At 62.7% G+C, this 26,386-nt stretch carries 4 protein-coding genes; 1 reads left to right on the forward strand and 3 read right to left on the reverse strand.

The features are described from left to right. The first annotated feature begins 70 nt into the window (after positions 1-70). Positions 71-2,545: a TonB-dependent siderophore receptor gene (locus tag ACXPVS_RS14740; RefSeq protein WP_458510584.1), complete on the forward strand. Its 2,475-nt coding sequence runs from the start codon at positions 71-73 to the stop codon at positions 2,543-2,545. 72 nt (positions 2,546-2,617) lie between these two features. Here ACXPVS_RS14740 and ACXPVS_RS14745 read toward each other — a convergent pair whose 3' ends face one another. From ACXPVS_RS14745 to ACXPVS_RS14755, 3 genes are all read right to left on the reverse strand, one after another. Beyond that, entirely contained in the window at positions 2,618-3,574 is a 957-nt protein-coding gene (locus ACXPVS_RS14745; protein WP_458510585.1) for an alpha/beta hydrolase, read from the reverse strand. A 61-nt stretch (positions 3,575-3,635) separates the two neighbouring features. Beyond that, entirely contained in the window at positions 3,636-15,398 is an 11,763-nt protein-coding gene (locus ACXPVS_RS14750; RefSeq protein ID WP_458510586.1) for a non-ribosomal peptide synthase/polyketide synthase, read from the reverse strand. Then, positions 15,398-26,371, reverse strand: a complete 10,974-nt coding sequence (locus tag ACXPVS_RS14755; protein WP_458510587.1) for an amino acid adenylation domain-containing protein — start codon at positions 26,369-26,371, stop codon at positions 15,398-15,400. Before ACXPVS_RS14755 ends, ACXPVS_RS14750 begins: the two co-directional genes overlap by 1 nt. Positions 26,372-26,386: the final 15 nt, after the last annotated feature.

A 26,386-nucleotide genomic window follows, 5' to 3' on the forward strand; every position in this document is an offset into this window, starting at 1 on the left:
GCGCTGCGTCTAATAATCATTCCTATTAACAAAACGCTGCACAACACTTTTTCAGGAGCTCAGGTAAGTAATGCGACCTCAAACACGCCCCACACCTCTCGCGCTGGCCGTACAGCGCCCGACTTTGCATCGCACCCTGTTCACTAGCGTACTGCTGACCGCCACCTTGCTGGGGAGCTCGATGGCCAATGCTGCACCTGTGAAAGTGAACATTGCAGGTCAATCGCTTTCGAACGCGCTGACCGAGCTGGGCATGCAGACCAACCTGCAAATCCTCTACAGTCCGGATCAGGTTGCAGGGGTCAAGTCTCGCGCGGTGTCCGGCTCACTGGAACCCTCCGACGCCCTCGCCGCCCTGCTGAAAGGCACTGGCATTTCGTTCCAGATCAGTGGCAATACCGTCACGCTGGTGTCCGGCGGCTCGAGCCTGCAACTGGGCGCAACCACCATTTCCGGCCAGGCCCTGGGCCTGACCACTGAAGACACCGGTTCGTACACCACCGGCGCGTCCACCACCGCGACCAAGCTGCCGCTGACCCTTCGCGAAACCCCGCAATCGGTCACCGTGGTCACCCGTCAGCAGATGGACGATCGCGGCGTACAAAGCGTTGGCGACGCGTTGCGCAATACCCCTGGCGTCACATCGCAGAAGTACGACAGTGACCGTACCGAGTTTTCCGCCCGTGGCTTTGCCATCACCAACTTCCAGTACGATGGCGTCAACATCCCCTACGACGGCGTGTACGGTGAGAACCCCAACAACAGCGACGATGCCGCCAGCCTCGATCACATCGAAGTCATCAAAGGCGCTACCGGCCTGATGACTGGCGCGGGTGACCCGTCCGCCACGGTCAACCTGATCCGCAAGAAACCCACCAAGGATTTCAAGGCGTCGGTCAGCGCTACCGCAGGTTCCTGGGATAACTACCGCACCGAAGGCGACATCTCCGGTTCGCTGAACGATTCCGGCAGCGTGCGCGGCCGCTTCGTCGGCGCCTATCAGGACAAAGGTTCGTACATCGACCACTACAGCCAGAAAAAAGATATCTACTACGGCATCCTTGAAGCTGACGTGACCGACGACACCCTGCTGACCTTTGGTGTCGACAAGTCCAGTGCAACGCCGCGCGGCAGTTCGTGGACCGGTAACGCGCCGTACTTCACCGATGGTAGCCGAACCGATTTCTCGCGCAGTTTCAACCCGGGTGCCGACTGGAGCCGTCGTGATTTCGACAGCGTCACCTACTTCTCGTCGCTGGAACAAGCGCTGGCCAATGATTGGAAATTCAAGGCCAGCTTTGACCAGAAAACCACCGATCACGATACCCGATTGGCCTCGGCCAGCGGTGGCTCCGCTGACCCCGTTACTGGCGAAGGCAACTTCCTGTACTGGGGTCGCTGGGAAGGTCATCGCGTGCAGAACTCCGCTGACGTAAACGTCTCCGGTCCGTTCTCCCTGGGCGGTCGCGAGCATGAACTGGTGGCTGGCTTCATGGCTTCCCACTCGCGCCAGACCGGTGCGACCTACGACACCAGCGCTTTCGAACTGGTACCGGGCAGCATCTTTGACTGGAACGGTCACCTGCCGAAACAGGAATTCCCGAAAAACGGCAAATACGAACGCACCCAGAGCCAGAACGGTCTTTATCTGGCCACGCGCCTGCGTCCGACCGACGACCTGTCGTTCATCCTCGGCAGCCGTCTGAGCACCTTCAAGTACAACGAAGATTACTCTTACACTCCGGGCGGCACCCTGAGCGACACCCACGCCAGTTACAAGGAACACGGCGTTGTCACGCCTTACGCCGGGGTGGTCTATGACCTGAACGATACCTACTCGGTCTACGGCAGCTACACCAAGATCTACCAGCCACAAATCTACCAGGACGCCAGCGGCAAGACCCTGGAGCCGGTTGAAGGCGACAGCTACGAGACAGGCCTGAAGGCGGCCTACTTCGAAGGCAAACTGAACGCCAGCCTGGCCTTCTTCCGCATCGAGCAGGACAACGTCGCCCAATACGTCACGACCAATACGGACACCGGCCGGGACGTCTACAAAGCACTCTCCGGCGCCACCACCAACGGCGTGGAACTGGAACTGGCCGGCGAACTGGCTCGGGACTGGAACGTGTCTGCCGGCTACACCTACGCCCGCACCCGTGACAAGGACGAACAGCGCATCTTCGGTTTCCCGCTGGCCTCCAGCAAACCCGAACACGTGATTCGTACGTTCACCACCTACCGTCTGCCCGGCGCGCTGGACCAGTTCACCGTCGGTGGCGGTGTCAGCTGGCAGAGCGCGTTTTACGGCCAGAGCTACAGCCCCAACGTGGGCGGTGGCGAGGGCGGCAGCACCTCTCTCAAACAAGGTGGCTACACCCTCGTGGACCTGATGACCCGTTATCAGTACGACGAGCACCTGAGCTTCACCGCCAATGCCTATAACATCTTCGACAAGAAGTACCAGACGGGCCTGGGTAACTTCGGCACCACGTTCTACGGTGAGCCACGTAACATGCAGATCACCGCGAAGTATGATTTCTGAGTGGCTGAGCTGAGCTGAGCTGAAATGAAAAATGCCCGTATCGCGAGATACGGGCATTTTTTATGGCGACATTCAAAACCGCGAACGCAGCCACTCCGCTACTTCCGAGTGAATCCCTTCCACCTCCGCCAACAACCCTGCCATGCGCAAAAAATCATGGGTCATCCCAGGCTGTTCCAGCAACGTCACCTCATTCCCGGCAGCACGCAGCCGCTCGGCATACGCCAACCCTTCGTCATGCAACGGATCATGCCCGGCCAGGTACACCAACGCCGGCGCCACGCCTGACAGATCCTCCGCCAGTAACGGCGAGCAGCGCCAATCTGCCAGATCCTCTGGCGTTCGCCCGTAATGCCCATAGAACCAATCCAGCGTCGACGTCTCCAGCAAATAACCCTCGGCGAAATCCCGATGCGACGCGCGCTTGGTCGTGGCATCCGTCACCGGGTACACCAGCAACTGCGCTTTGGGTTGCAACGCCAGTGCCTCAGGTTCACGCACGGCCATGATCGACAACACTGTCGCCAGCGTCGCACCCACGCTGTCACCGGCCACGGCCACTCGTGTTGCGTCCAGGCCATGTGCCGCGCCCTCACGCACCAGCCAGTTCCCCGCATCGCAGGCATCTTGCACCGGCGTCGGGAATCGCCATTGCGGCGCCAGGCGATAATCCACCGTCAACAAGGCAAAACCGCCCTGGGAGGCCAACCGCCGGCACAGCGCATCATGGGAATCGAGACTGCCGACCACGTAGCCACCACCATGGAAATACAGCACCACCGGTTGCAGCCCTTCAACCGATTGCCCGTCATGGTACAGCCGCGCCGACAGGCTATGGCCGTCTCGCGCAGCAATCGTGAAGTCCTCGCAGGCAACACGGTCCAGCGGCACATCGAGAAACCCGGAGGATGCTTCAAAATCGATCCGCGCCTGCTGCGGCGACTGTTCATGCATCGCACGACTTTTACCGGTCATCCGACCGAACTCGGCGAGTTCGAGAAAAGCTTCAAGTTCTGGCAACACAGCCATGGGACAAATCCTTCTAAACACTCATGTCGAAGGCCGGGCGCGGTGCCACGCCCGGCCAATTTCAAGCGATTGCCAAACGGCGTTCCAGCAGGTCTTCAAGCTCGTCGAGCAACGCTTCACCGCGCAGCAACTCGTAGTGCCCGCCCGCCAACAAGCGATCAACGCCGTGGCTGCCAACCTGGGCCTCAAACACTCGACGTTCGTCGTCGCGTTCGGCCACCCACCAGCGATGCGCCGTGACCTGGATCGCTGGCAGTTGCCGATGCGCCAGCGCCAGTTGCTTGAGGCGTGAGCCGGTGGCGAAGATCTGCGTGAGTTCCGCCGCGCCCAGCGCAGCTTGCTCATTGGAGCCGTGCATGGCCGCCTCGATCACTGCCGTGGAACCCTCGCGCTCATTCAAATCAGCCGCTTTCAGCGCAATCAACGCCTGAGCCTCATCGGCCAGCAGACCGAGCACAAACGTCAGGAAGTCGCCCAGGTCCTCGCGCCAGTCCCCCGCTGCTGCGGTGCCCGTCACGTAGCTGTCGACCAGCCCGGCAAACGCGACCGTCTCACCCTGGGTTTCCAGTTCGTGAGCAACCAGTTGCGTCAACGCCCCGCCCAACGACCAACCCAGCAAGTAATACGGGCCCTTGGCCTGCTGACTGCGAATTCGTTGCGCATAGGCTTGAGCCATGGACAGCAGCGACTCGTCGTGCCAGTGCGGGTCGAGCAGCATGCGGCATTGCAGGCCGTACACCGTGCGCCGTCCTTCCAGTCGACGGGCCAGCGGTTCGTAGTCGAACACCGTGCCAAAACCGGCGTGCAGGCAGAACAGCGCCGGCACGTTCGGGATTCGCGCATTCAGCGCCAGCAACGGGTCTGGCGCAGATGCTGGTTCGGCCGCCTGATAGCCGCTGAGTTCGGCGATGCAGGGTTTCTGCATCAAATCGCGCAGTTTCAATTCAAAGCCCAGTTGTGGCTGACTGCGCACCCGCGAAATGACTTTGAGCACCTGCAACGAGTCGCCGCCGAGTTCGAAGAAGTTATCGTCGATACCCACTTGCGGCACGCCGAGTACCTCTTGCCAGATCGCGGTCAGCGCCGTTTCCAGTGCGTTGCGCGGCGCGCGATAACCGCCGAGCGCCCATTCAGGGGCGGGCAGTGCGCGACGGTCGAGCTTGCCGTTGGCCGACAGCGGGAAGTGCTCCAGCACCAGGATTCGCGCCGGCACCATGTAGTCCGGCAGTTGCGCTTGCAGTTCAGACTTCAAGCGACGATCAAGCCCAACAGCGCCGGCAGCCACCACATAACCGACCAATTGCTTGCCCGTCGGTGTGTCATGCACCAACACGGCGGCATCCCGCACCCCGGCGCAGTCGCGCAGACGGGCTTCGATTTCGCCCGGTTCGATGCGGAAACCACGGATCTTCACTTGTTGGTCGAGACGACCGAGGTAGTCGATCAACCCGCACTCACGCTGGCGCACCAAATCGCCGGTGCGGTACATGCGGCCACCGGCCTCGAACGGATCGGGGATGAAGCGTTCGGCGCTCATACCCGGACGTTGGTGATAACCACGCGCCAGGCATTCGCCACCCAGGTACAACTCGCCGCTGACACCGACCGGTAACGGATTGAGGTCGGCATCCAGCACGTACAACCCACGCCCGGCCACACCCAGACCAATCGGCGCATAGGCCGCGTCGCAGGTTTCGCTAACCTCGGCACGCCACAGCAGCGGCGTGACCACGGTTTCGGTCGGACCATATCCGTTGACCAGACGCTGCGGACGCAGAGCCCGTTTGACCTGTTCGAAACTGGCCTGCGGCACCGCATCACCGCCAAAGCAATACACCTCCACCGCCGGTGGATTGCCCAAACGTTCAGCCACCTCGGCCATCTGTTGCAAGTACGCCGGCGGGAAGCAGGCCACGGTGACCGCGTGACGATGCAGCACTTCCAGGGTTTGCTCCGGGGTCCACAAACTGTCATCGCGGATCACCAGACTGCCGCCGGCCAACAGCACGCTCAGCCAGCGCTCCTGAGCACCGTCGAAAGCGAACGACATGAAGTGCAACTCACGGCTGCGCGGTGCCAGTTCGTAGAGCCCGATGATGCCGCGGCAATGCCGGGCAATCGGACCACGCGCCACGGCCACGCCCTTCGGTTGGCCGGTGGAACCGGAGGTGTAAATCAAGTACGCCAGGTGCCCCGACAGCGGACTGGCAACCGGGCACTCGGTGTTGCCAGCAACGGCCAACTGATCGAGCAACAGACGTGGCGGGCTGTCGGCCAGGGTCAGTCGTTCGTCCAGATCACTGTCGCAAAGCAACAGGCTGGCGGCCGAATCGCTGAGCATGTAGGCCAGTCGCTCGGCGGGGTACGCCAGGTCCAAAGGCAAATAAGCCGCCCCTGCTTTCAGCACCGCGAGGAACGCGACGAGGGTGCGTTCGGAACGCGGCAACGCTATCGCCACCAGTGATTCCGGGCCGATGCCGCGACCGATCATTTGCTGCGCGAGCCCATTGGCCCGCGCCTCAAGCTGTGCATAACTGACTTCCCGATCTTCACAGATCAAGGCGATTTTCTGCGGCTGCGCTTTTACGTGTTGATTGAACGCGTGCAGCAAATCGGCGTTGTCGTCGGACACCTGCGGCAGACTCAAACGCGCCTCAGGCAAGCCGATGTTGCCGAGCAAACGCGTGGCATCCTCAGGCAACGCACGCAACAAACCTTCGAGCTGCGCACGAATCCGCTCAACGTCCACCTCACTGAAGCGATCACGCAGGAACAGGTACTCAACCTCCAGGCCTTCTTCGTTGGCGCTGACCATCAAGTCCATCGGGAAGTTGGTCACCCCGCCACTGCCGACGTCGGCAAAGCGCAGCTCACCTTCCTCACCTCCTTTCAAGGCGCGGTCCACCGGATGGTTTTCAAACACGATGATGCTGTCGAACAAGCCTTGGCCACCCTGCCCGGCCCAGCGCTGAATGTCCGACAACGGCGTGTGCTCGTAGTCTCGGACCATCAGGTTGTAATCCTGCAAGGCGCGCAACCACTCGCCCAACGGTTGTTGCGGGTCGAGGGTCTGGATCACCGGCAAGGTGTTGATGAACAGACCGAGCATGTCCTGCGCCCCGGCCAACCCGCTCGGACGGCCCGCCACCGTAGCGCCGAACGCGACACTGCGCTGACCGCTGTGGCGTTGCAGCAGCAACAGCCATGCACCTTGCACCAGGGTGTTGAGGGTCACGCGCTGACGCTTGGCGAAGCTGTGCAGTTTTCCCGTCGCCTCGGCGTCGAGGTTGCTGTACATCACGCCGTGACCGGAACCGGCAGCCCCCGAAGCCTTGGCCAGAATGGTCGGCTCTTCGAGCAATGCCAGCCGCTCACGCCAGAACACTTGCGCCTGCGCACCGTCCTGACGTTGCAGCCAGGCGATGTAGTCGGCGTAGCGACCGGTCAGGGTCGCCAGCGTGTCGTTGTGGTACAGGCGCAACATATCGCCCAAGAGGCGCGAGGCACTCCAGCCGTCCAGCAACAGGTGATGGTAGATCCAGATCATCTGGTAACGCTCATCACCCAGACGCACCAGGACGAAACGCATCAACGGCGGGCAGCTCAGGTCGAAGCCCTTGGCCTGTTCCGCCGTCGCCAGTTCGCTCAGCGCCTGCTCGGTGTCGGTACGGTCGCGCCAATCTATTTCTTCGATCGGCAACGCGACGTCGGCAAACACCGCTTGCAGCGGGTCGGCCAAACCATCGCGCCAACGGAACGCCGCGCGCAGCACTTCATGACGTTCCACCAGGGTTTGCCAGGCTGCGCGAAAACGCGGCACCTGCAATCCGTCGACCGCTACGCTCAACTGGTTGACGTAGGGGTTCAGCTCCGGCGAATCAAGGCAATGGAACAACATGCCTTGCTGCATCGGTGACAGCGGATACACGTCTTGCAGCCCTTCGCGAGCGGCCATGTCGATGTGCGGAACCAGCGAAAAAGCCTCGACTTTCGGCGCTTCAATCAACGCGGCTTCACGGCTGGTCGCTACCACAGCGAGTGCACGAATGGTTTGCTGTTCGAACAGTTGCTTCGGACTGAACACCAGCCCGCGTTGCCCGGCGCGACTCACCGCTTGCAGGGAGATGATCGAATCACCGCCCAGCTCGAAGAAATTCTCGGTGACACCCACCGACTCCAGCCCCAGCAGTTGCTGCCAGATCTGCACCAGCAGTGCTTCGGCCGGCGACGCGGCGGCGACTTGATCGGGGTTCTGCCGGGTGGTTTCAGGGGCTGGAAGGCCTTGGCGATCAAGCTTGCCGTTCGGCGTCAGCGGCAACGCGGCCAGGCACATCAAGTGCGCCGGCAGCATGTGCGCCGGCAGACGGCTGCGCAGGTGAGCCGTCAGCGCTTCACGCAAATCGTGCTCGTCGGCGAGCCGATCGTGGGGCACCACGTAGCCAACCAACTGGCGACTGACCGGGCCTTCGCGATCGATCACCAACGCTTCACGCACGCCTTCGTGTTCCAGCAGGCAGGCTTCGATTTCACCGAGTTCGATACGGAACCCGCGAATCTTCACTTGCTGGTCGATACGCCCGAGGTACTCAACGACGCCGTCGGCACGGAACCGCGCGAGGTCGCCACTGCGATACAAGCGGCCACCCGGTACGAACGGATCCGGCACGAAGCGTTCAGCGGTCAGGTCCGGACGTTGATGATAACCCCGCGCGACACCCTCGCCACCCAAGTACAACTCGCCCGCCACGCCGACCGGCAACGGCTGCAACCCGCCGTCCAGAATGTAGGCGCTGCGGTTGCCCACCGGCCGGCCAATCGGCATGAATGCCGAGTCGAATTCGGTATCCGGATACGCCAGCCAGATCAGCGGCGTGATCACCGTTTCGGTCGGGCCATAGCCGTTGATCAGGCGCTGGGGTTGCAGCACCTGCTGGACCTCGTCGAACGCATGTTTGGCCATGCCTTCGCCGCACGGGGTGTAGGAACGGATCGGCAGATCACGCCCCGCTTCGCCCATGAAATCGGCGATCTGCAACAGATAGCTCGGGGTGAAGCAGGCGATGGTGATGCCGTGCTTTTCAATCTCGGCACAGGTGCGCTCCACGCTCCACAACTCGTCGTCACGTGGCATCACCGCCGAACCAAACACCAGCGGCGTCAGCCAGCGTTCGTGGGCGCCGTCGAAGCTGATCGAGGCAAATTGCAGTTCGCGGTCGTCCGGGGTCATGCCGTACAACTCGCCGATCGCCAGGCAATGCATGGCCAGCGGACCGTGGGCCACGCTGACGCCTTTTGGTCGCCCGGTGGAGCCCGAGGTGTAAATCAGGTACGCGAGGTTTTCGCCGCAGGTCAGGTTGACCGGGTTGGTTTCAGCCATCGAGTCCAGCGGCTCGCGGTCGATTTCCAGCACCGGCAGGCCTTGCGGCAACGGCAGTTTCTCCCGCAGCCACGATTGGCTGATCAGCAGCGTAATCGCGCTGTCTTCCATCAGGTAACGCAGGCGTTCGGCCGGGTACGCCGGGTCCAACGGCACGTATGCGCCGCCGGCCTTGAGGATCGCCAGCAGGCCAATGATCATCGCAGGCGTTCGCTGCATGGCCAGGCCGACCCGCACTTCCGGGCCGATGCCCAGTGCGCGCAGTCGGTGGGCTAATTGGTTGGCGCGGCGGTTGAGTTGGTCGAAGCTCAACTCCAGATCGTTGAAGATCAGAGCCGTGGCGTCCGGGCGGGCAACGGCCTGGGCCTCGATCAACTGATGCACGCAGAGCGGGTGTTCTGTCGCGGTGAACGCAGGGTTCCACTCCACCAACAGTTGCGCGCGCTCCGGCGCGGTCAGCAGGTCCAGTTCACTCAATGCGGCGTGTGGTGCGGCGACCATCGCCGTCAGCAGCGCAGCCAAATGCTCGCTCATGCGGGCAATCGCGGCGCTGCTGAAATGCGCGCACTGGTAGCTCCAGTTCAGGCTGAGCTGGCTTTCGGCAGTGGCCGCCAGCGTCAGCGGGAAGTTGGTGCGTTCATGGTTCTGCGGGACCTGGAAGCTCAAACCGGCTGGCGCGCCGTGTTGCAAGGCTTCGGCCACCGGGAAGTTTTCGAACACCAGCAGGCTGTCGAACAGCGGCTCACCGGCACGCCCGGCCCAGCGCTGAATGTCACCCAAGGCGGTGAATTCATGCTCACGCAATTCCAGGTTCTGCGCCTGCAAACGGCTCAGCCACTGGCCGACGCTTTCAACCGCGTCCGGGCTGCTGATCACCGGCAAGGTGTTGATGAACAGGCCGAGTTGGCTTTCAGCACCCGGCAAGTCCACCGGACGCCCCGCCACAGTCGCGCCGAACGCCACGCTGCGTTGACCGCTGTAGCGTTGCAACAAGAGTGCCCAGGCACCTTGGACCAAGGTGTTGAGCGTTACTTTCTGCTGACGGGCAAATTCGCTGAAGTGTTTGCTGGTGGCGACATCGAAGGTCTGACGATGGTCGGCAAATTCCGTCGTCGACAGATTTTTACTGTCGCCATGGGCCAGGCTCTGCGCCAACAGGGTCGGGTTGTCGAGGGTCGCCAGTTGCTCGCGCCAAAACAGCTCGTCGGCTTGCGCATCCTGACGCTGCAACCAGCCAATGTAATCGGCAAAACGCCCCATCGGCGCCTGCACGTCTTGCCCGGCATAACGCTGCAAGACTTCGCTCAACAACAGCGAGTTACTCCAGCCATCGAGCAACAAGTGATGGTGGGTGTAGATCAGTTGCTGACGCTCATCGTCGAGTCGTACCAGGGTCAAACGCATCAACGGCGCCCGGGTCGAGTCGAGCTGCAAGCGTTCGCTGTCGATCAGTTGAACCAACGCTTCGGCCTGATCGCTGCGGCCGCGCCAGTCGAGGCAGGTCATCGGCAATTGCAGGTGGCGATGCACCAACTGCACTGGCGCTGCGAAGCCGTCGGGGAAGTGGAAGCTGCTGCGCAGGATCGGATGGGTGTCGAGCACCGCTTGCCACGCGCGGCCGAGCCGTTCGGTATCGAGCCCACGGGCTTCGACACTGAGCTGGTTCACGTAGGCGCCGGACTCTGACTCGTACACGCTGTGGAACAACAAACCGGCCTGCATCGGCGACAGCGGATAAAGGTCCTCGATCTGCCCCGCAGACACCGGCAAACCGTCGAGTTGCGCCTGAGTCAGGCGCGCCAACGGGAAGTCCGCCGGGGTCACGCCGCCCGCGCCATCGCTCAGGCAATGGACGATCAGCGCCAGCAACTCACTGCGAAAATCTGCCGCCAGCGCTTCGATTTCGCGCAGCTCGAAGCATTCGCGGCTGAAGGTCCAGTCGAGTTTCAGTTCGCCGCCATACACCTGGCCGTCCACCGACAGCCAGTTCGGCAACGGTGCGTCAGCCGATTGCGCGGCGCCGCTGGATTCGCCAGCCGGGGTGAACAGTGCGTCTTCGGCAAAGCTCTGGTCGAACTGGCCGAGGTAGTTGAAGGTGACCCGCGCTTGCGGCAACGCAGCCAGCGCCGCTTGGGTCGCGGCATCGCCCATGTAGCGCAACAGGCCGTAGCCCAGGCCTTTGCCGGGGATTTCGCGCAGTTGCTGCTTGATCGCCTTGATCGAACCCGAGAGGTCGGCGGTCGGCGTCAGGCGCACCGGGAACAGGCTGGAGAACCAGCCGACGGTGCGGGTCAGGTCAATGTCGTCGAACAGCTCTTCGCGGCCATGGCCTTCGAGCTGAATCAGCGCCGATTCGTGGCCGGTCCAGCGGCTGAGGGTACGAGCCAGTGCGGTCAGCAGCAGGTCGTTGACTTGCGTGCGGTAGATCGCTGGCGCCTGTTGCAGCAACTGGCGGGTCTGCTCGCGGTTCAGGCCGATGCTGACGCCCTGGCGCAGATGCCCGGCCTGACTGGCTTGAGCGTTGGCCGCTGGCAGCGAATCATTGGCGACGCTCAGTTGCGCCTGCCACCAGTTCAGTTCGCCGACAGCGGTTTCGGAACGGGCATAGGCGTCAAGCTTGTCGGCCCAAGCCTGGAAAGCGCTGGTCTTCGGTGGCAGGTCTTGCCCTTGGTAAGCCGCCTGCAAATCTTCCATCAACACCCGCCAGGACACACCGTCCACCGCCAGGTGATGGATCACTAACAGCAACCGCTGCGAGCCATCGGCCTGGGCGATCAACGCTACGCGCAGCAGCGGACCGTCTTGCAGACTGAGGCTGCGCTGGGCGTCGTCGCACACCGATTCCAGCGAGGCATCGCTGGCCACGCGAGCGGTCCAGAGCATGTCGATGACATCGCAGCTGTCGGCCCCGACATAACGCGCCGACCATTGGCCATCGACCTGACTGAAGCGCAAACGCAGGGCATCGTGCTGCTTGAGCAGACGTTGCAGCGCGACGTGCAGGCGCGGCAATTCGAGGGTTTCGCGCGGCGTCAGCAGCACGGCCTGGTTCCAGTGCGCGCGTTGCGCAATCGGCTCGTCGAAGAACCAGCGCTGGATCGGCGTGAGCGTTTGCACACCGTCCACCGGCCCTTGTTGCGCCACCGGTGCGGGCTGTTCTTTGACCACGGCGGCCAGGGCTTGCAAGGTTTGCTGCTGGAACAGGTCTCGGGGTTGCAGGCTCAGGCCTGCACGACGGGCACGGCTGACCACTTGAATCGAAATGATCGAGTCGCCACCCAGCTCAAAGAAGTTGTCCTGCCGCCCGACCTGCTCCACGCCCAACACGTCCTGCCAGATCTGCGCCAGCACCTGTTCGTGTTCGCTGCGTGGCGCTTCGAAGGCGCGTTGACTGACCTGTGCGGTCGGCGCGGGCAGGCGTTTGCGGTCGAGTTTGCCGTTCGGACTCAGCGGCATGTGTTCGATCAGCACGGTCTGCGCCGGCACCATGTAATCCGGCAGGCTCGCCAGCAAATGGCTTTTCAGGGTTTCGCGCCACGCGCCTTGTTGCTCGGCATCGGCGTCCAGCAGTGCGCGATTCTGTGGCACGAGGTACGCGACCAATTGCTTGCCGCTCGGACCATCGAGGGCCAGCACCACGGCTTCTTGCACGTCCGCATGTTCTTGCAGACGCGCTTCGATTTCGCCCAGTTCGATGCGCAAACCGCGAATCTTCACTTGGTGGTCGATACGGCCGCAGTAGTCGATGGCACCGTCAGCGCGATAGCGCGCCAGGTCACCGGTGCGGTACAGGCGCTCGCCGCTGCCGAACGGGTCGACCACGAAACGTTCCGCAGTCAGCGCGCCACGGCGGTGATAACCGCGCGCCAGACCGACACCGCCCAGGTACAACTCGCCCACCGCGCCCAGTGGCAACGGTTGCAGTTCGCTGTCGAGGATGCAGGTGCGCAGGTTGGCGATCGGCCGACCGATCGGCACGCTGTCGCGGCCCTCTTCCACGCAGCTCCAGTGGGTCACGTCGATGGCCGCTTCGGTCGGGCCATACAGGTTGTAGAGATTGGCTTGCGGCAGGCTGCGCAGAGTTTGGCGTTGCAGTTCCATCGGCAGCGCTTCGCCACTGCAAATGACCCGTTGCAACGACGTGCATGCCAGCGCCTCGTCGGCACCGATAAACGCCGAGAGCATCGACGGCACAAAGTGCAGCGTGGTGATCGCCTGCTCGACGATCAGCGCAGCGAGGCGTTGTGGATCGCGATGCTCGCCGGGGGCGGCGATGACCAACGTGGCGCCCTTCATCAGCGGCCAGAAAAACTCCCACACCGACACGTCGAAACTGAACGGCGTTTTTTGCAGCACGCGGTCGCTCGGCAGCAAGTTGTAAGCTTCCTGCATCCACTCCAGACGGTTATGCAGCGCCACATGACGGTTGCCCGCACCCTTGGGTTTGCCGGTAGAACCGGAGGTGTAAATCACGTAGGCGAGGTTTTCTGCGACAGCGAGGTTAGCCAAGTCGGTGCCCGGCAGATCGCTCAGCCAGCCAGCCTCGGCATGCAGGCACAAAGTGCGCACGTTGTCCGGGGTCGGGAGTTGCGCCAGCAGATGCTCCTGAGTCAGCAATAACGAAATGCCGCTGTCTTCGATCATGTAGCTCAGGCGATCGATCGGGTACTCCGGGTCCAGCGGCACATAGGCGCCACCGGCCTTGAGAATCGCCAACAGGCCGACAACCATTTCAAACGAGCGGTCGCAGGCAATCCCCACCAGCACTTCCGGGCCAACGCCCTGGGCGCGCAAGTGATGGGCCAGACGGTTGGCTCGCAAATTCAGCTCGGCGTAACTCAGGCTCTGACCCTGAAATACCAGCGCCGTCGCCTCCCCGTTTTCAGCCACGCAGGCTTCGAAATGCCGCTGCACGCAGACCTCACCCGGATAAGCCTGAGCGGTGTCGTTGAGGTCATCGAGGATGCGCAGACGTTCGTCGGCCCCCAGCAATGGCAACTCGGCGAGCGGGCATTGCGGGTTCGCCAGCACGCCGGCCAACAGATTGCGCCAGTGACGCGCTAAATGCTCGATGCGCTCGGCGTCGAACAAATCGGTGGCGTACGTCAGGCTGGCGAACAGCTTGTCGCCCTCCTCCTGCGTGTCCAGTTGCAAATCGAATTGCGTGGTGTGCGCCGTGGCGCTCAGCGCTTCGACGCGCAGGCCCGCGAGCAAACCGCTGACCGCCGCCGGTTTGGCCTGCTGGTGGTTGAACATCACTTGGAACAACGGACTGTGGCTCAGGCTGCGTTCGCCTTGCAGCGCCTGCACCAAGCGTTCGAACGGCAAGTCTTGATAATCCTGGGCATCCAGCGAAGCAGCGCGGGTCTGGTCGAGCAATTGGCTGAACGGCAGACGTCCATCCAGTTCAGCACGCATCACCTGGGTATTGACGAAGAAGCCGATCAGGCCACGGGTTTGCGCACGATTACGGTTGGCAATCGGCACGCCAACGCGCAGGTCGGACTGGCCGCTGTAGCGATAGAGCAAGGCCTGGAAGCTCGCCAGCAACAGCATGAACGGTGTGACGCCACACTGTTTGGCCAGGCTCATCAGACTGCTGGCCAAGGTCGCATCAAGGGCGAAATCCAGACGCGCACCGCGCTGGCTCGGTTGTGCCGGACGTGGACGATCAGTGGGCAATTCCAGCAGCGGTTGTTCGCTGCCCAGGGTCTCGCGCCACCAGTTCAGTTGACGCTCCAGCTCGCCCGCTTCCATCCAGCGGCGTTGCCACATCGCGTAGTCGGAATATTGAATCGGCAAGGCTTCCAGCGAGGCGCTTTGCCCTTGGCAATGGCCGGCGTAGAGCCGGGAAAACTCCTCCACCAATACCGCCATCGACCAACCATCGGTGACGATATGGTGCAGGGTCAGCAACAGCACATGGTCTTCGGTATCGAGTTGCAACAGGCTGACCCGCAGCAGCGGACCGTGCTGCAGATCGAACGGCCGGGCGATGTCCTGCTCGACCGCGTTCATGGCCAGATCCAGACGCTGCTCCTGAGGTGCCTCGCGCAGATCGATCTGTTCGATCGGCAGCGAAGTGAACACGGCCAGTGCCTGCACTACCTGACCGTCGTCTTCGACGAAACGGCTGCGCAGGCTCTGATGCCGCTCCAGCAGCACGTCAAAACTCTGCTGCAACACTGCGATATTCAGCGGCCCGTGCAGACGCAGCACGGCGGGAATGTTGTAAGCGCAACTTTGCGGATCAAGCTGCCAGAGGAACCATTGGCGCTGCTGCGCATACGACAGTTCGAACGTCGCAGGCGGCTCGGCGGCGGGCGGAATCGGCAGTTGGCCGAAGCTCACGCCCTGCTCTTGCATGCGTTGCACAAACTCGCGGCGCTTGTCAGCCGGCAGGCCGGCGAAGCGAGCGGCGATACGCTGGGCAGTGGTGTGTTCCATCAGTTGATCTCCATCTCGTCGAGAAGCGACTCAAGCGCATCAAGGCGTGCATCGTTGTCAGCCGGGGCGTGTTGCCCGGCCATGGCGGCATAAGCCTGAAGGTCGGTGGATTCGAACAGCGCGCGCAGCGGCAGCCCGATGCCCAGTTCCAGTTCCACACGGGCACTGGCCTGGGCGGCGAGCAGCGAGTGCCCGCCCAATTCAAAGAAGTTGTCGCGTCGGCCGATCTGCGCCACGCCCAGCACGCTGGCCCAGATGGCTGCCAGTTGCTGCTCAAGCTCGCCTTCTGGGGCTTCGAACGGTCGTTGCCATTCCTGCGCATCGGGCACCGGCAAGGCCTTGCGGTCGAGTTTGCCGTTGCCGGTCAACGGCAAGGCATCCAGCAGCAGCCAGTGGCTCGGCACCATGTAATCCGGCAGATCCACCTTGAGCGCGGCGCGCAGGTTGTCGCGCCAGGCGATCGGGTCGTGCGGGGTTTGCTCGGCGACTACGTAGGCGCACAGCTGCGGCCCGCCATCGCCGACATGCACACTCAACACCGCGTGGCGCACGCCCGGTTGGGCCAGCAGCGCGGCTTCGATTTCGCCCAGTTCGATGCGCAAACCGCGAATTTTTACTTGCTGGTCGATCCGGCCCAGGTAATCGATGCTGCCGTCGGCACGCTGGCGCGCCAGGTCGCCACTGCGATAAAGGCGCTGCGACGCATCGAATGGGCTCGGCACGAAACGTTCGGCAGTCAGCCCGAAACGACCGTGATAACCGCGCGCCAGACCAGCGCCGGCGATGTACAACTCCCCCGCCACACCCACCGGCACCGGTTGCAACTGGCTGTCGAGCAGGTACCAATGCAGGTCGCGGATCGGCAGGCCAATCGGGCTTTGAGCCTTGCCGTCGAGGTCGGCCCGGCGGATCGCACGGTAGGTCACGTGCACCGTGGTTTCAGTGATGCCGTACATGTTGACCAGGGTTGGCTGTTGGTCACCGAAACGCTCAAACCATGGGCGCAGGCTGGCGACGTCCAACGCTTCGCCGCCGAAAACCACCTGCCGTAGCACCAGGTTTCGCTCGCTGGCGCAGGCAATCGGTAACAGTTGACGGAACGCAGTCGGCGTCTGGTTCAACACCGTCACGCCTTCATCGCAGAGCAAGCGATGGAACGCTTGCGGCTCGCGGCTGATGTAATACGGCACGATCACCAGACGCCCGCCGGTGCACAGCGAGCCAAACAGCTCCCACACCGAGAAATCGAAGGCGTAGGAATGGAACAGCGTCCAGACATCGTCCGGGCCGAAGTTGAACTCGTCAGCGGTGGCCGTGAGCAAACGCCCGACGTTGCCATGGCTGAGCAACGCCCCTTTCGGGCGGCCGGTAGAGCCGGAGGTGTAGATCACGTAGGCGAGGTTGTCCGGGGTTGCCAGCGCTGGCAGGTTGTCGGCGCTGAAAGCTGCAAGCTGCAACGACTCCAGGCTCAACACCGGCACGCCGTCGCGGGCCGGCAAGCCGTCGATCAAGTGTTGCTGGGTCAGCAGCAGCCTGATGCCGCTGTCTTCGATCATGTAGCTCAGGCGCTCGGTCGGGTATTGCGGGTCGAGCGGCACATAGGCGCCACCGGCCTTGAGAATCGCCAGCAAGCCGATCACCAGCGGCATCGCGCGCTCGGTGGCGATGCCGACGCGCACCTCGGGGCCGACGCCTTGCTCGCGCAATTTGCGCGCCAGTCGATTGGCCTGAGCGTTGAGCGCGGCGTAGGTCAGATGCTCGCCTTCATAGACCAGCGCGACGGCGTCTGGACGCTGGGCAGCTTGAGCTTCGAACAAGTGGTGCAAGGTGGGCGACGGCGGTTGCGCCTGGAATGTCGGGTTCCAGTGCTGGATCAACGCATCGCGTTGCGGTGCTTGCAGCAACGGCAGTTCGGCGACGCGCTGCTGCGGATCTTCGACTACCGCTCGCAGCAGGTTCAGCCACTGCCCGGCGAGACGCTTCATCGACGCCTCGTCGTACAGGTCAGTCGCGTAGGTCAGGCTGGCATCCAGTGTTTCACCCTGCTCCTGAGTGTCGAGCACCAGATCGAATTGCGTGGTGTGTTGCTGCCAGTGCAGACGCTCGACCTGCAAGTCGCCGACGCTACGCTCAACGCTCGCACCCCATTGCTGCTGATGGTTGTAGAGCACCTGGAACAATGGACTGTGATTGAGGCTGCGGTCCGGCTGCCAGGCGTCGACTAGTTGCTCGAACGGCAGGTCCTGGTTCGACTGCGCGCCCAATGCAACCTGTTTAACCTGTTGCAGCAAAGTGCTGAAGGACTGCTGCCCATCGATCTCGGCACGCAGCACTTGAGTGTTGATAAAGAAGCCGATCAGGCCTTCGGTTTCCAGGCGCGAACGTCCGGCACTCGGCACGCCGACGCTGATGCTCGACTGCCCGCTCTGGCGATGCAGCAAGGTCTGGAAACTTGCCAGCAACAGCATGAACAAGGTCACCTGTTGTTCCTGGGCACGTTGACGCAAACCGGCGAGCAATTGGCGGTCAACGTTCAACACCAGATTGGCGCCGCGTTCGGTGCGACGGGCCGGACGGGTCAGTTCGCTCGGCAATTCAAGCGGTGCCTGGTTGCCATCCAGTTGCTCGCGCCACCACGCCAGTTGGCGTGCGCCCTCCCCGGCCTCCAGCCAGTCACGCTGCCAACGGGCGTAGTCGCTGTAGTTCACCGGCAGACTCGGCAGGTTCGCAGCCTTGCCTTCGTCGGCCGCCTGATACAGCGCGCTGAATTCATCGACCATGACCTGCATCGACCAGCCATCGGCAGCGATGTGGTGCACGGTGAGCACCAGCAGGTGTTCGTCGGTGTTCACTTGCAGCAGCAACACGCGCCACAGCGGACCAGTGCGCAAGTCAAAAGGACGGGCGATTTCCTCGGCTACCGCATTGTCGATCGACGACTGATCGAGCGTGCGTTCATCCAGTTGCAGCGCCAAATTGTCATGCAGCACCGGACGCGCCGGCTGACCGTCCTGCTCAAAGGTTGTGCGCAGGGTCTGGTGACGCGCCTGCAACTGAGTGAAGGCGTCGCGCAGGGCTTCGCGGTTCAGTGAGCCCTTGAGGCGCAGCGCGGCGGGAATGTTGTAGGCCGAACTTTGCGGGTCCAGCTGCCAGAGAATCCATTGGCGCTGTTGGGCGTACGACAGAATGTGTGGCTGATCGGCCGCTACACGTTGCAGAACCAGTTGGCCGCCGCCGCTCGCCAGTGCGGCACGCTCGGCAAACTCCACCAGATTGGCGGCGCCGAACAGGCTGCTCACCGACAGTTCGAGCTGCAACTGCTGACGCACCCGAGAGATCACCTGAAGCACCAGCAACGAGTGCCCGCCCAGCTCGAAAAAGTTGTCGTCACGGCCCACGCGTTCGACCTGCAACACTTGCTGCCAGATCAGCGCGAGTTGCGTTTCCAGCCCTTCGGTGGGAGCCACGAAGGCTCGTTGTGCATCGCCAGCTTCAGCGCGCGGCAAGGCTCTGCGATCGAGTTTGCCGTTGTGGTTGAGCGGCAGTTTGGCCAGCAGGACCAGGTGATTCGGCACCATGTATTCCGGCAGCGACTGACGCAAGACGGCGGTGAGGCCTTGCAGATATTCCGTCTCTGAAACCACCGCGCCGTTGGCCACGACATACCCCACCAGTTGCGTACCGTCCTGAGCGATGACCGCTGCTTCGCGCACCTCGTCCCGAGATTGCAGGCAGGCTTCTACCTCGCCCATTTCAATGCGAAAACCGCGAATCTTCACTTGATGGTCGATGCGCCCGACGTATTCCAGATTTCCGTCAGCGTTGTAGCGCGCCAGGTCGCCGCTGCGATACAGCCGCGCGCCCGGCTCACGGGCGAACGGGTCTGGCAGGAAACGTTCAGCGGTCAGCGTCGGGCGGTCGAAGTAGCTTTGCGCCAGGCTGGCCGGCGCGCCGATGCACAACTCGCCAACGCCACCGTTTGGCAGCAGTTGACCGGCAGCGTCCAGCACGTACAGCGCCCGCCCCGCGATAGCTCGACCAATCGGGACGCCGAACGCGTCGCTGGCATCTTCGAGATGGCATTCATGAACACTGGACACCACGGTCGCCTCGGTCGGGCCGTAGGTATTGAGCAAACGCACATGACTCAAACCTGCTTGGTGCCACAAGCGCAGACCTTCAACCGACATCGCTTCGCCGCCGACGTGAACCTGGCGCAAATCACCGAGATTGCGCACCACACCGCTCACACATTCCCGGGCCAGCAAATACCAATAAGCCGCCGGCAAGTCCGCCACGGTCACGCCCTGCTGGACGATTTCGGTGGCGAGGCGGCCGGCATCCCACACATCCTCGCCGCGCATGATCAACGCCGCGCCGACGCATAACGACGGGAAACACTGCTCGACGAATCCATCGAAACTGAACGTCGCGAATTGCAATACGCGATCCGACGCCGACAGCCGCGAATAATCGGCGGCGGTCTGGCAGAACTCGCGCAGCGCGGCATGGGCGATGGCCACGCCTTTGGGTTGGCCGGTGGAACCGGAGGTGTAGACGATGTAGGCCAGGTCGTCGGCGAGCGCAGGGTTTTGCGGATTGCTGTCGGGGTAGTCGAAGCTCTCTTCAAGGCAGAGACGTCGCACACCCGGCACATCGTCCAGCAGGCCGGATTCGCACAGCAGCACGTCGAGACGGCTGTCGTCGATCAAGTACGCCAGGCGTTCAGCCGGGTATTTCGGGTCCAGCGGCACATAGGCCGCGCCGCTTTTGAGCACCGCCAGCAGGCTGACGATCAGTTGCGGACCACGACGCAGCGCCAGACCGACACGCTTGCCTGGGCCCGCGCCATTGTCGATCAGGCGATGGGCCAGTCGGTTGGCTTGACTGTTCAACTGGGCGTAGCTCAAGGAGTGACCGTCGACCTGCAACGCCAGCGCGTCTGGCGTGGCGGCAGCCTGAACGGCGATTTGTTCGTGTACCAAAAGCGTTGTGGATAATTGAACCCCGGCCGGTTGGCTGACTGCGAGCGCAGCGGCTTTGCCTGCGACATCGAGCAGTTCCAGCGTGCCCAATGCCGCGTCCGGCAGCGCCACCAATTGCGTCAGCAGGTGCTGCACATTCGCCGATAACTCAGCGACCTGCGCCGCACTGAACCGCGCCGCGTCGTAGCTGAAGTCCAGGCGCAGGCCTTCGCCCAGTTCGACGCCCAAGGTCAGCGGATAGTGCGTGCGTTCGTGGTTGTGCAGGTTGCCGAACGACAGCCCGGCCGGCGCGCCCTGTTTCAGCGCTTCGGCCACCGGGAAGTTTTCAAACACCAGCAAGCTGTCGAACAGCGCCGAACCCTGCTGCCCCGCCCAGCCCTGAATGTCGTAAAGCGGCACATGCTCGAACTCGCGCATGGCCAGGTTCAGCCCTTGCAGCTCGCCCAGCCATTGGCTGACGGTTTGATCCGGTTTCATCGCGCACACCCGCGCCAGCGTGTTGATGAACAGCCCGAGCTGCTCTTCGATCCCCGGCAGCGGCGCCGAACGCCCGGCCACGGTGGCGCCGAACACCACGCAATCCTGTCCGGTGTAGCGCTGCAACAACAGGCTCCACGCTGCTTGCAGCACGGTGTTGAGGGTGACTTTTTGCTGACGGGCAAACTCAGCCAGACGCTGGGTCGCACGGCTGTCGAGGGCGACGCGGTATTCCTCGCGACCTTCGGCACCCACCGGCGGCCGCAAGGCTTCGGCCAACAACGTCGGCGCTTCGAGCGGTGCCAATGCCGCTTTCCAGAACTGCTCGCCCACGGCGGCCGATTGCTGCTGCAACCAGCCCAGATAATCGCGGTATTGCCCGGTCGGTGCCGACAGCGATGGCCCGGCGGCGTAATGCTGGATCACTTCGGCCAGCAACTGTGCGTTGCTCCAGCCGTCCATCAAAATATGGTGGCTGGTGTAGATCAGGTGCCAGGCATTGGCGTCCGTGCGGACCAGCTTCAAGCGAAACAGCGGCGCGCTGCCCAGTTCGAAACCCTGGGCGCGTTCGGCGTCGGCCAGCGCATCGGTGTCGGTCGCCTCAAGGACTTCAAGCGGCAACGCGACATGGCGGACAATCGCCTGGTGCGCGGTATCGAGGCCTTGCCAGTGGAAGCTGCTGCGCAGAATGTCATGACGCTCCAGCGCGGTTTGCCAGGCCTGAGCGAATCGCACTGGATCAAGGCCCTGGATGTCCAGACGCAACTGACTGATGTAGGCGCCGATTTCGGGTTCATAGAGGGTGTGGAACAGCATGCCCTGCTGCATCGGCGACAGTGGATAAAGGTCTTCGAGGGTCGAAACAGCTACCGGCAGGGCATCGAGTTGCACCTGACTGATGCGCGCCAAAGGAAAGTCCGACGGTGTGGCTTGCGACACTTCAACGGCGCAGCAATGATCGATCAACGCGTTGAGTTCCAGCGCGTAATCGTCCACCAGACGCTGGAGGGTCGCGGTGTCGAACATCTCGCGGCTGAAGCCCCAACTCAGCGACAACTCGCCGCCATAGACCTGGCCTTCAACCGTCAGCCAGTTGCCCAGCGGTGCCGATGGAGCTTGTGCGATGCCGTTGCCTTCGGTGGACGGGACAAACATTGCGGCATCGTCGAACTGACGGTCGAACTGCCCCAGATAGTTGAAGGTGATGCGCGGTTGCGGCAACGCCGCCAGTTCGGCGCGAATCGCCGGGGTGCCGAGGTAGCGCAGCGCGCCATAGCCGAGGCCTTTGTCCGGCACGGCGCGCAGTTGCTCTTTAATCGATTTGATCGACGCGCCGAGATCGGCGCACGGCATCAGATTGACCGGGAACAGGCTGGTGAACCAACCGACGGTGCGGGTCAGGTCGATGTCGTCGAACAGGTCTTCGCGGCCATGGCCTTCAAGCTGAATCAACGTGCTGCCCTGCCCGGTCCAGCGGCAAACCGCCCGCGCCAGCGCGGTCAGCAGCAGGTCGTTGACCTGGGTGCGATAGGCCGCCGGGGCCTGTTGCAGCAGTTTGCGGGTTTGATCGGTGCCGAGTTTGAGTTCGAGTTTTTGTTCGAAGCGGTTTTCCAGCGCGCCGGTTGGGCGGTCGCACGGCAGATCGCTCGGCGCGTTCTTCAGTTGGGTCTGCCAGTGTCCGAGGCTGTTTTCAAAGACTGGCAGATGATCCTGCACGCGAGCGACCCAGCGCTGATAGGTGCTGGTTTTCACCAGAATTACCTTACCGCCGCTGTAGAACTGTTGAAGATCGTCCAGCAGCACGCGCCACGAAACACCGTCCACCGCCAGGTGATGAATGACCAGCAACAAACGTTGAGAGCCGTCGGCCATCGCCACCAGCAGCGCCCGCATCAATGGGCCCTTGTGCAAGTCGAGACTGCGTTGGGCTTCGTCGCACAGGGCGTTGAGTTCTTCGACCGATTGCGCCTGACGTTGCCACAACACCGACTCCGTAGTCCGGGCGGCGTAGGCTTGCAGCCAACCTTCGGCGGTCTGTTCATAACGCAGGCGCAAACTGTCGTGGTGGGTCAGCAGTTGCTCAAATGCACGATTTAGCGCCTCAACGTTCAACGCCTCGCGCGGCACCAGCAGCAGCGACTGGTTCCAGTGCTGACGCTCTGGGATCGCTTGCTCGAAGAAGCCCTGTTGCACCGGCGCCAACGCCACCGCGCCAACCGCCGGGCCTTGATCGATCAACGGTTGCTCGCCGTTGCGGGCGACCTGGGCCAGGCTGCGGACAGTCTGGTGCTGGAACACGTCTTTGGGGCTCAACACGATCCCGGCCTGACGCGCACGGCTGACCACTTGCATCGAAACGATGGAGTCGCCCCCCAGTTCGAAGAAGTTGTCTTCCAGCCCTACATTTTCGATGGCCAACACATCCTGCCAAATCGCCGCGAGGGATTTTTCCATCGCAGTGCGCGGCGCGACGTGTTCGCGTTGTTGCTGCGCGCCGTCAATCGCTGGCAAGGCCTTGCGGTCGAGTTTACCGTTGGGGGTCAGAGGCAGCTGTTCGAGGAACAGCTGAAATGCCGGGACCATGTAGTCCGGCAAATGCTGGCGCAGAGCGGCCTTGAGAGTTTCACGCAGGGTCGCTTGAGCATCGACATCGCTCAGCAGTGCCCGATCGACCGGCACGATGTACGCGACCAGTTGCTGGCCGTTGACGCCGTCCTGCGCCAGCACCGCCAGGTCGCGCACAGTGTCCTGCTGCAACAGCCGCGCTTCGATTTCACCCAGCTCGATACGGAAGCCGCGGACCTTGACCTGATGGTCGATTCGACCGACGTATTGCAACGTGCCGTCGGCCTGATAACGGGTCAGGTCGCCGGTGCGGTACAGGCGTTCACCGGTGCTGGCGAACGGGTTCGGCACATATTTTTCGGCGGTCATGCCCGGTCGCGCCAGGTAACCGCGGGTGATGCCGGCGCCGGCCAGGTACAGCTCGGCGGACACCCCTTGCGGCACTGGTTGCAGGTCAGCATCGAGCAAATAGCTGCAGGTGTGCGTGAGTGGCCGGCCGATGTTCGCGCGACCTGCGGCCTCGCGGCGGGTCCAGGTTGAGTAAGTGGTGTCTTCGGACGGACCGTACAAATCATAGACGTGCTCGACGCTCGACTGCTGATACAACGCGTCCACCAGGCTCTGCTTCAACGGCTCGCCGGCGAGGTTGATGATGCGCACGCTCGGCGGGATCTGCCCATCGCGCTGCAACGCATTGATCGCCGACGGCACGGTGTTGATCAGGCGTACCTGATCCCGGGCTGGCAGATTCGGCAATTGCAGGGCATTGCGGGCGATGATCACCGAGCCACCGTTGGCCAGCGTGACAAACAGCTCCCATACCGACAGGTCGAAGCAGACCGACGTCGAGGCCAGCACCCCTTGAATGTCTTCGCGACTGTAGACCGACTTCGACCAGTCAATCAGCGCGAGCACGTTGCGATGGGCGATGGCCACGCCTTTGGGTTTGCCGGTGGAACCGGAGGTGTAGATCACGTAGGCGAGGTTGTCCGGCGTGACGCGGCTGACCGGCGCGCTACTTGGGTAAGCGGCCCAGGCCTTATCGTCCATCAGCAACACTTGCGTAGCCGCTGGCACGTTCAATGTTGCAGCAACCGCTTGCTCGGTCAGCAGCACCAAAGCGCGGCTGTCTTCGAGCATGTAGGCAACGCGTTCGGCCGGGTAATCCGGGTCCAATGGCACATAAGCACCGCCCGCCTTGAGCACCGCCAGCAACGCGACCAACAAGCTGTCGGAACGCTGCATCGCCACGCCGACCCGGATTTCCGGGCCCACGCCCAGTTCGATCAGCTTGTTAGCCAGACGATTGGCCTGATTGTCGAGCTCGGCGTAAGTCAGCTGCTTCGTGGCAAAAGTCACCGCCAACGCAGTTGGATTCCCGGCGACTTGCTGGCTGATCAGCTCATGAATGCACAGGTCTTGCGGCAAGCTTTCGTCAGCACGGTTCCAGTCATGCACGATGCGCTGGTATTCGGCGCTCTCCAGCAATGGCAAATCACTGATGCGCTGCCGCGAATCACCGACCATGCCTTGCAGCAGGTGCGTCCAGTGCTGGGCCATGCGCGCGATGGTCGCGGCGTCGAACAGGTCGTTGGCATAGGTCAGCGCGGCGTGCAACTTGCCGCGCTTCTCATAGGTGTCGAGGGTCAGGTCGAACTGGGTGGTGCGCCCTTGCCACTCGATCACACCCAGCGCCAGGCCGGACGCGGTGCTGACCGTGGACATGTCCGCGACCTGCGGCTGGTGGTTGTACATCACCTGGAACAGCGGCGTGTGGCTGAGGCTGCGCTCCAGTTTCAGCGCCTCGACCAGGCGCTCGAACGGCAAGTCCTGATGGGCTTGGGCACCGAGGGCGGTGTCCTTGATGGCGCGCAGCAAGTCGTCGACGCGGGTCTGGCCGTCGAGTTGGGTGCGCAGCACTTGGGTGTTGACGAAGAAGCCGATCAGGCCTTCGATCTCGGCGCGGTTGCGGTTAGCAATCGGCACGCCGACGCGAATGTCAGTCTGCCCGGTGTAACGGTGCAGCAGCGCGTTGAAGGCGCCGAGCAACAGCATGAACAGGGTGATGTTGTGTTTCTGCGCCGTGGCCCGCAGCTGCTCGGCCAACTGACCGTCGACGGCGAACTCGTAGCGGGTGCCGCGATAGCTCGGCATCGCCGGGCGCGGATGATCGGTGGGCAGTTCCAGCACCGGGTGCTCGTCGCCCAGTTGCGCCTGCCAGTAGTCGAGTTGGCGCGCCTGCTCGCCAGCCTCCAGCCAGCGGCGTTGCCACAACGCATAGTCGCTGTACTGGATCGGCAACGGCGCGAGTTGCGGTTGTGCGCCCGCCTCAAAGGCGTCGTAGCAGCGGATGAACTCGTCGATCAGCACGTTCATCGACCAGCCGTCGGAAACGATGTGGTGCAGGGTCAGCAGCAGGACGTGTTCCTGCTCGGCGAGCTTGAGCAAGGTGACGCGCAACAGCGGGCCGACAGATAGAACAAAGGGCAGCACCGATTGTTGCTCGGCCGCGCGGGCGACTGCTTGCTCGCGTTCAATTGCCGGTAACGCGCTGAAATCCACCTGTTCAATGACCAGCGGCGCACTGGCCGGCACTTGCAGCAGGGTGTCGTCGGCCTGGCGCTGGAACACCGTGCGCAGGGTTTCGTGGCGCGCTACGAGGCTGGCGAAGGCTTGCTCCAGGGCAGAGACGTTCAAACGCCCGGTCAGACGCACCGCCCCGGGCAAGTTGTACGCGCCGCTTTGTGGGTCCAACTGCCAGAGAAACCACATGCGTTGCTGGGCGTACGACAACACCTGGCGATCGTCGGCTTCGACGCCGGCAGGAATGGGGAACCGGGCGAAATCAACGCCTTCCTTTTGCAAGGCCGCAAGGAACATCTGGCGCTTTTCCAGGGGCAACCCGATAAACCGGCGAGCAAGTTTCAAGGAGTCTTCAGCATTCATTTCTAAGCATCCGGA

It is taken from the genome of Pseudomonas sp. Ma2-10 (genome assembly GCF_054330215.1).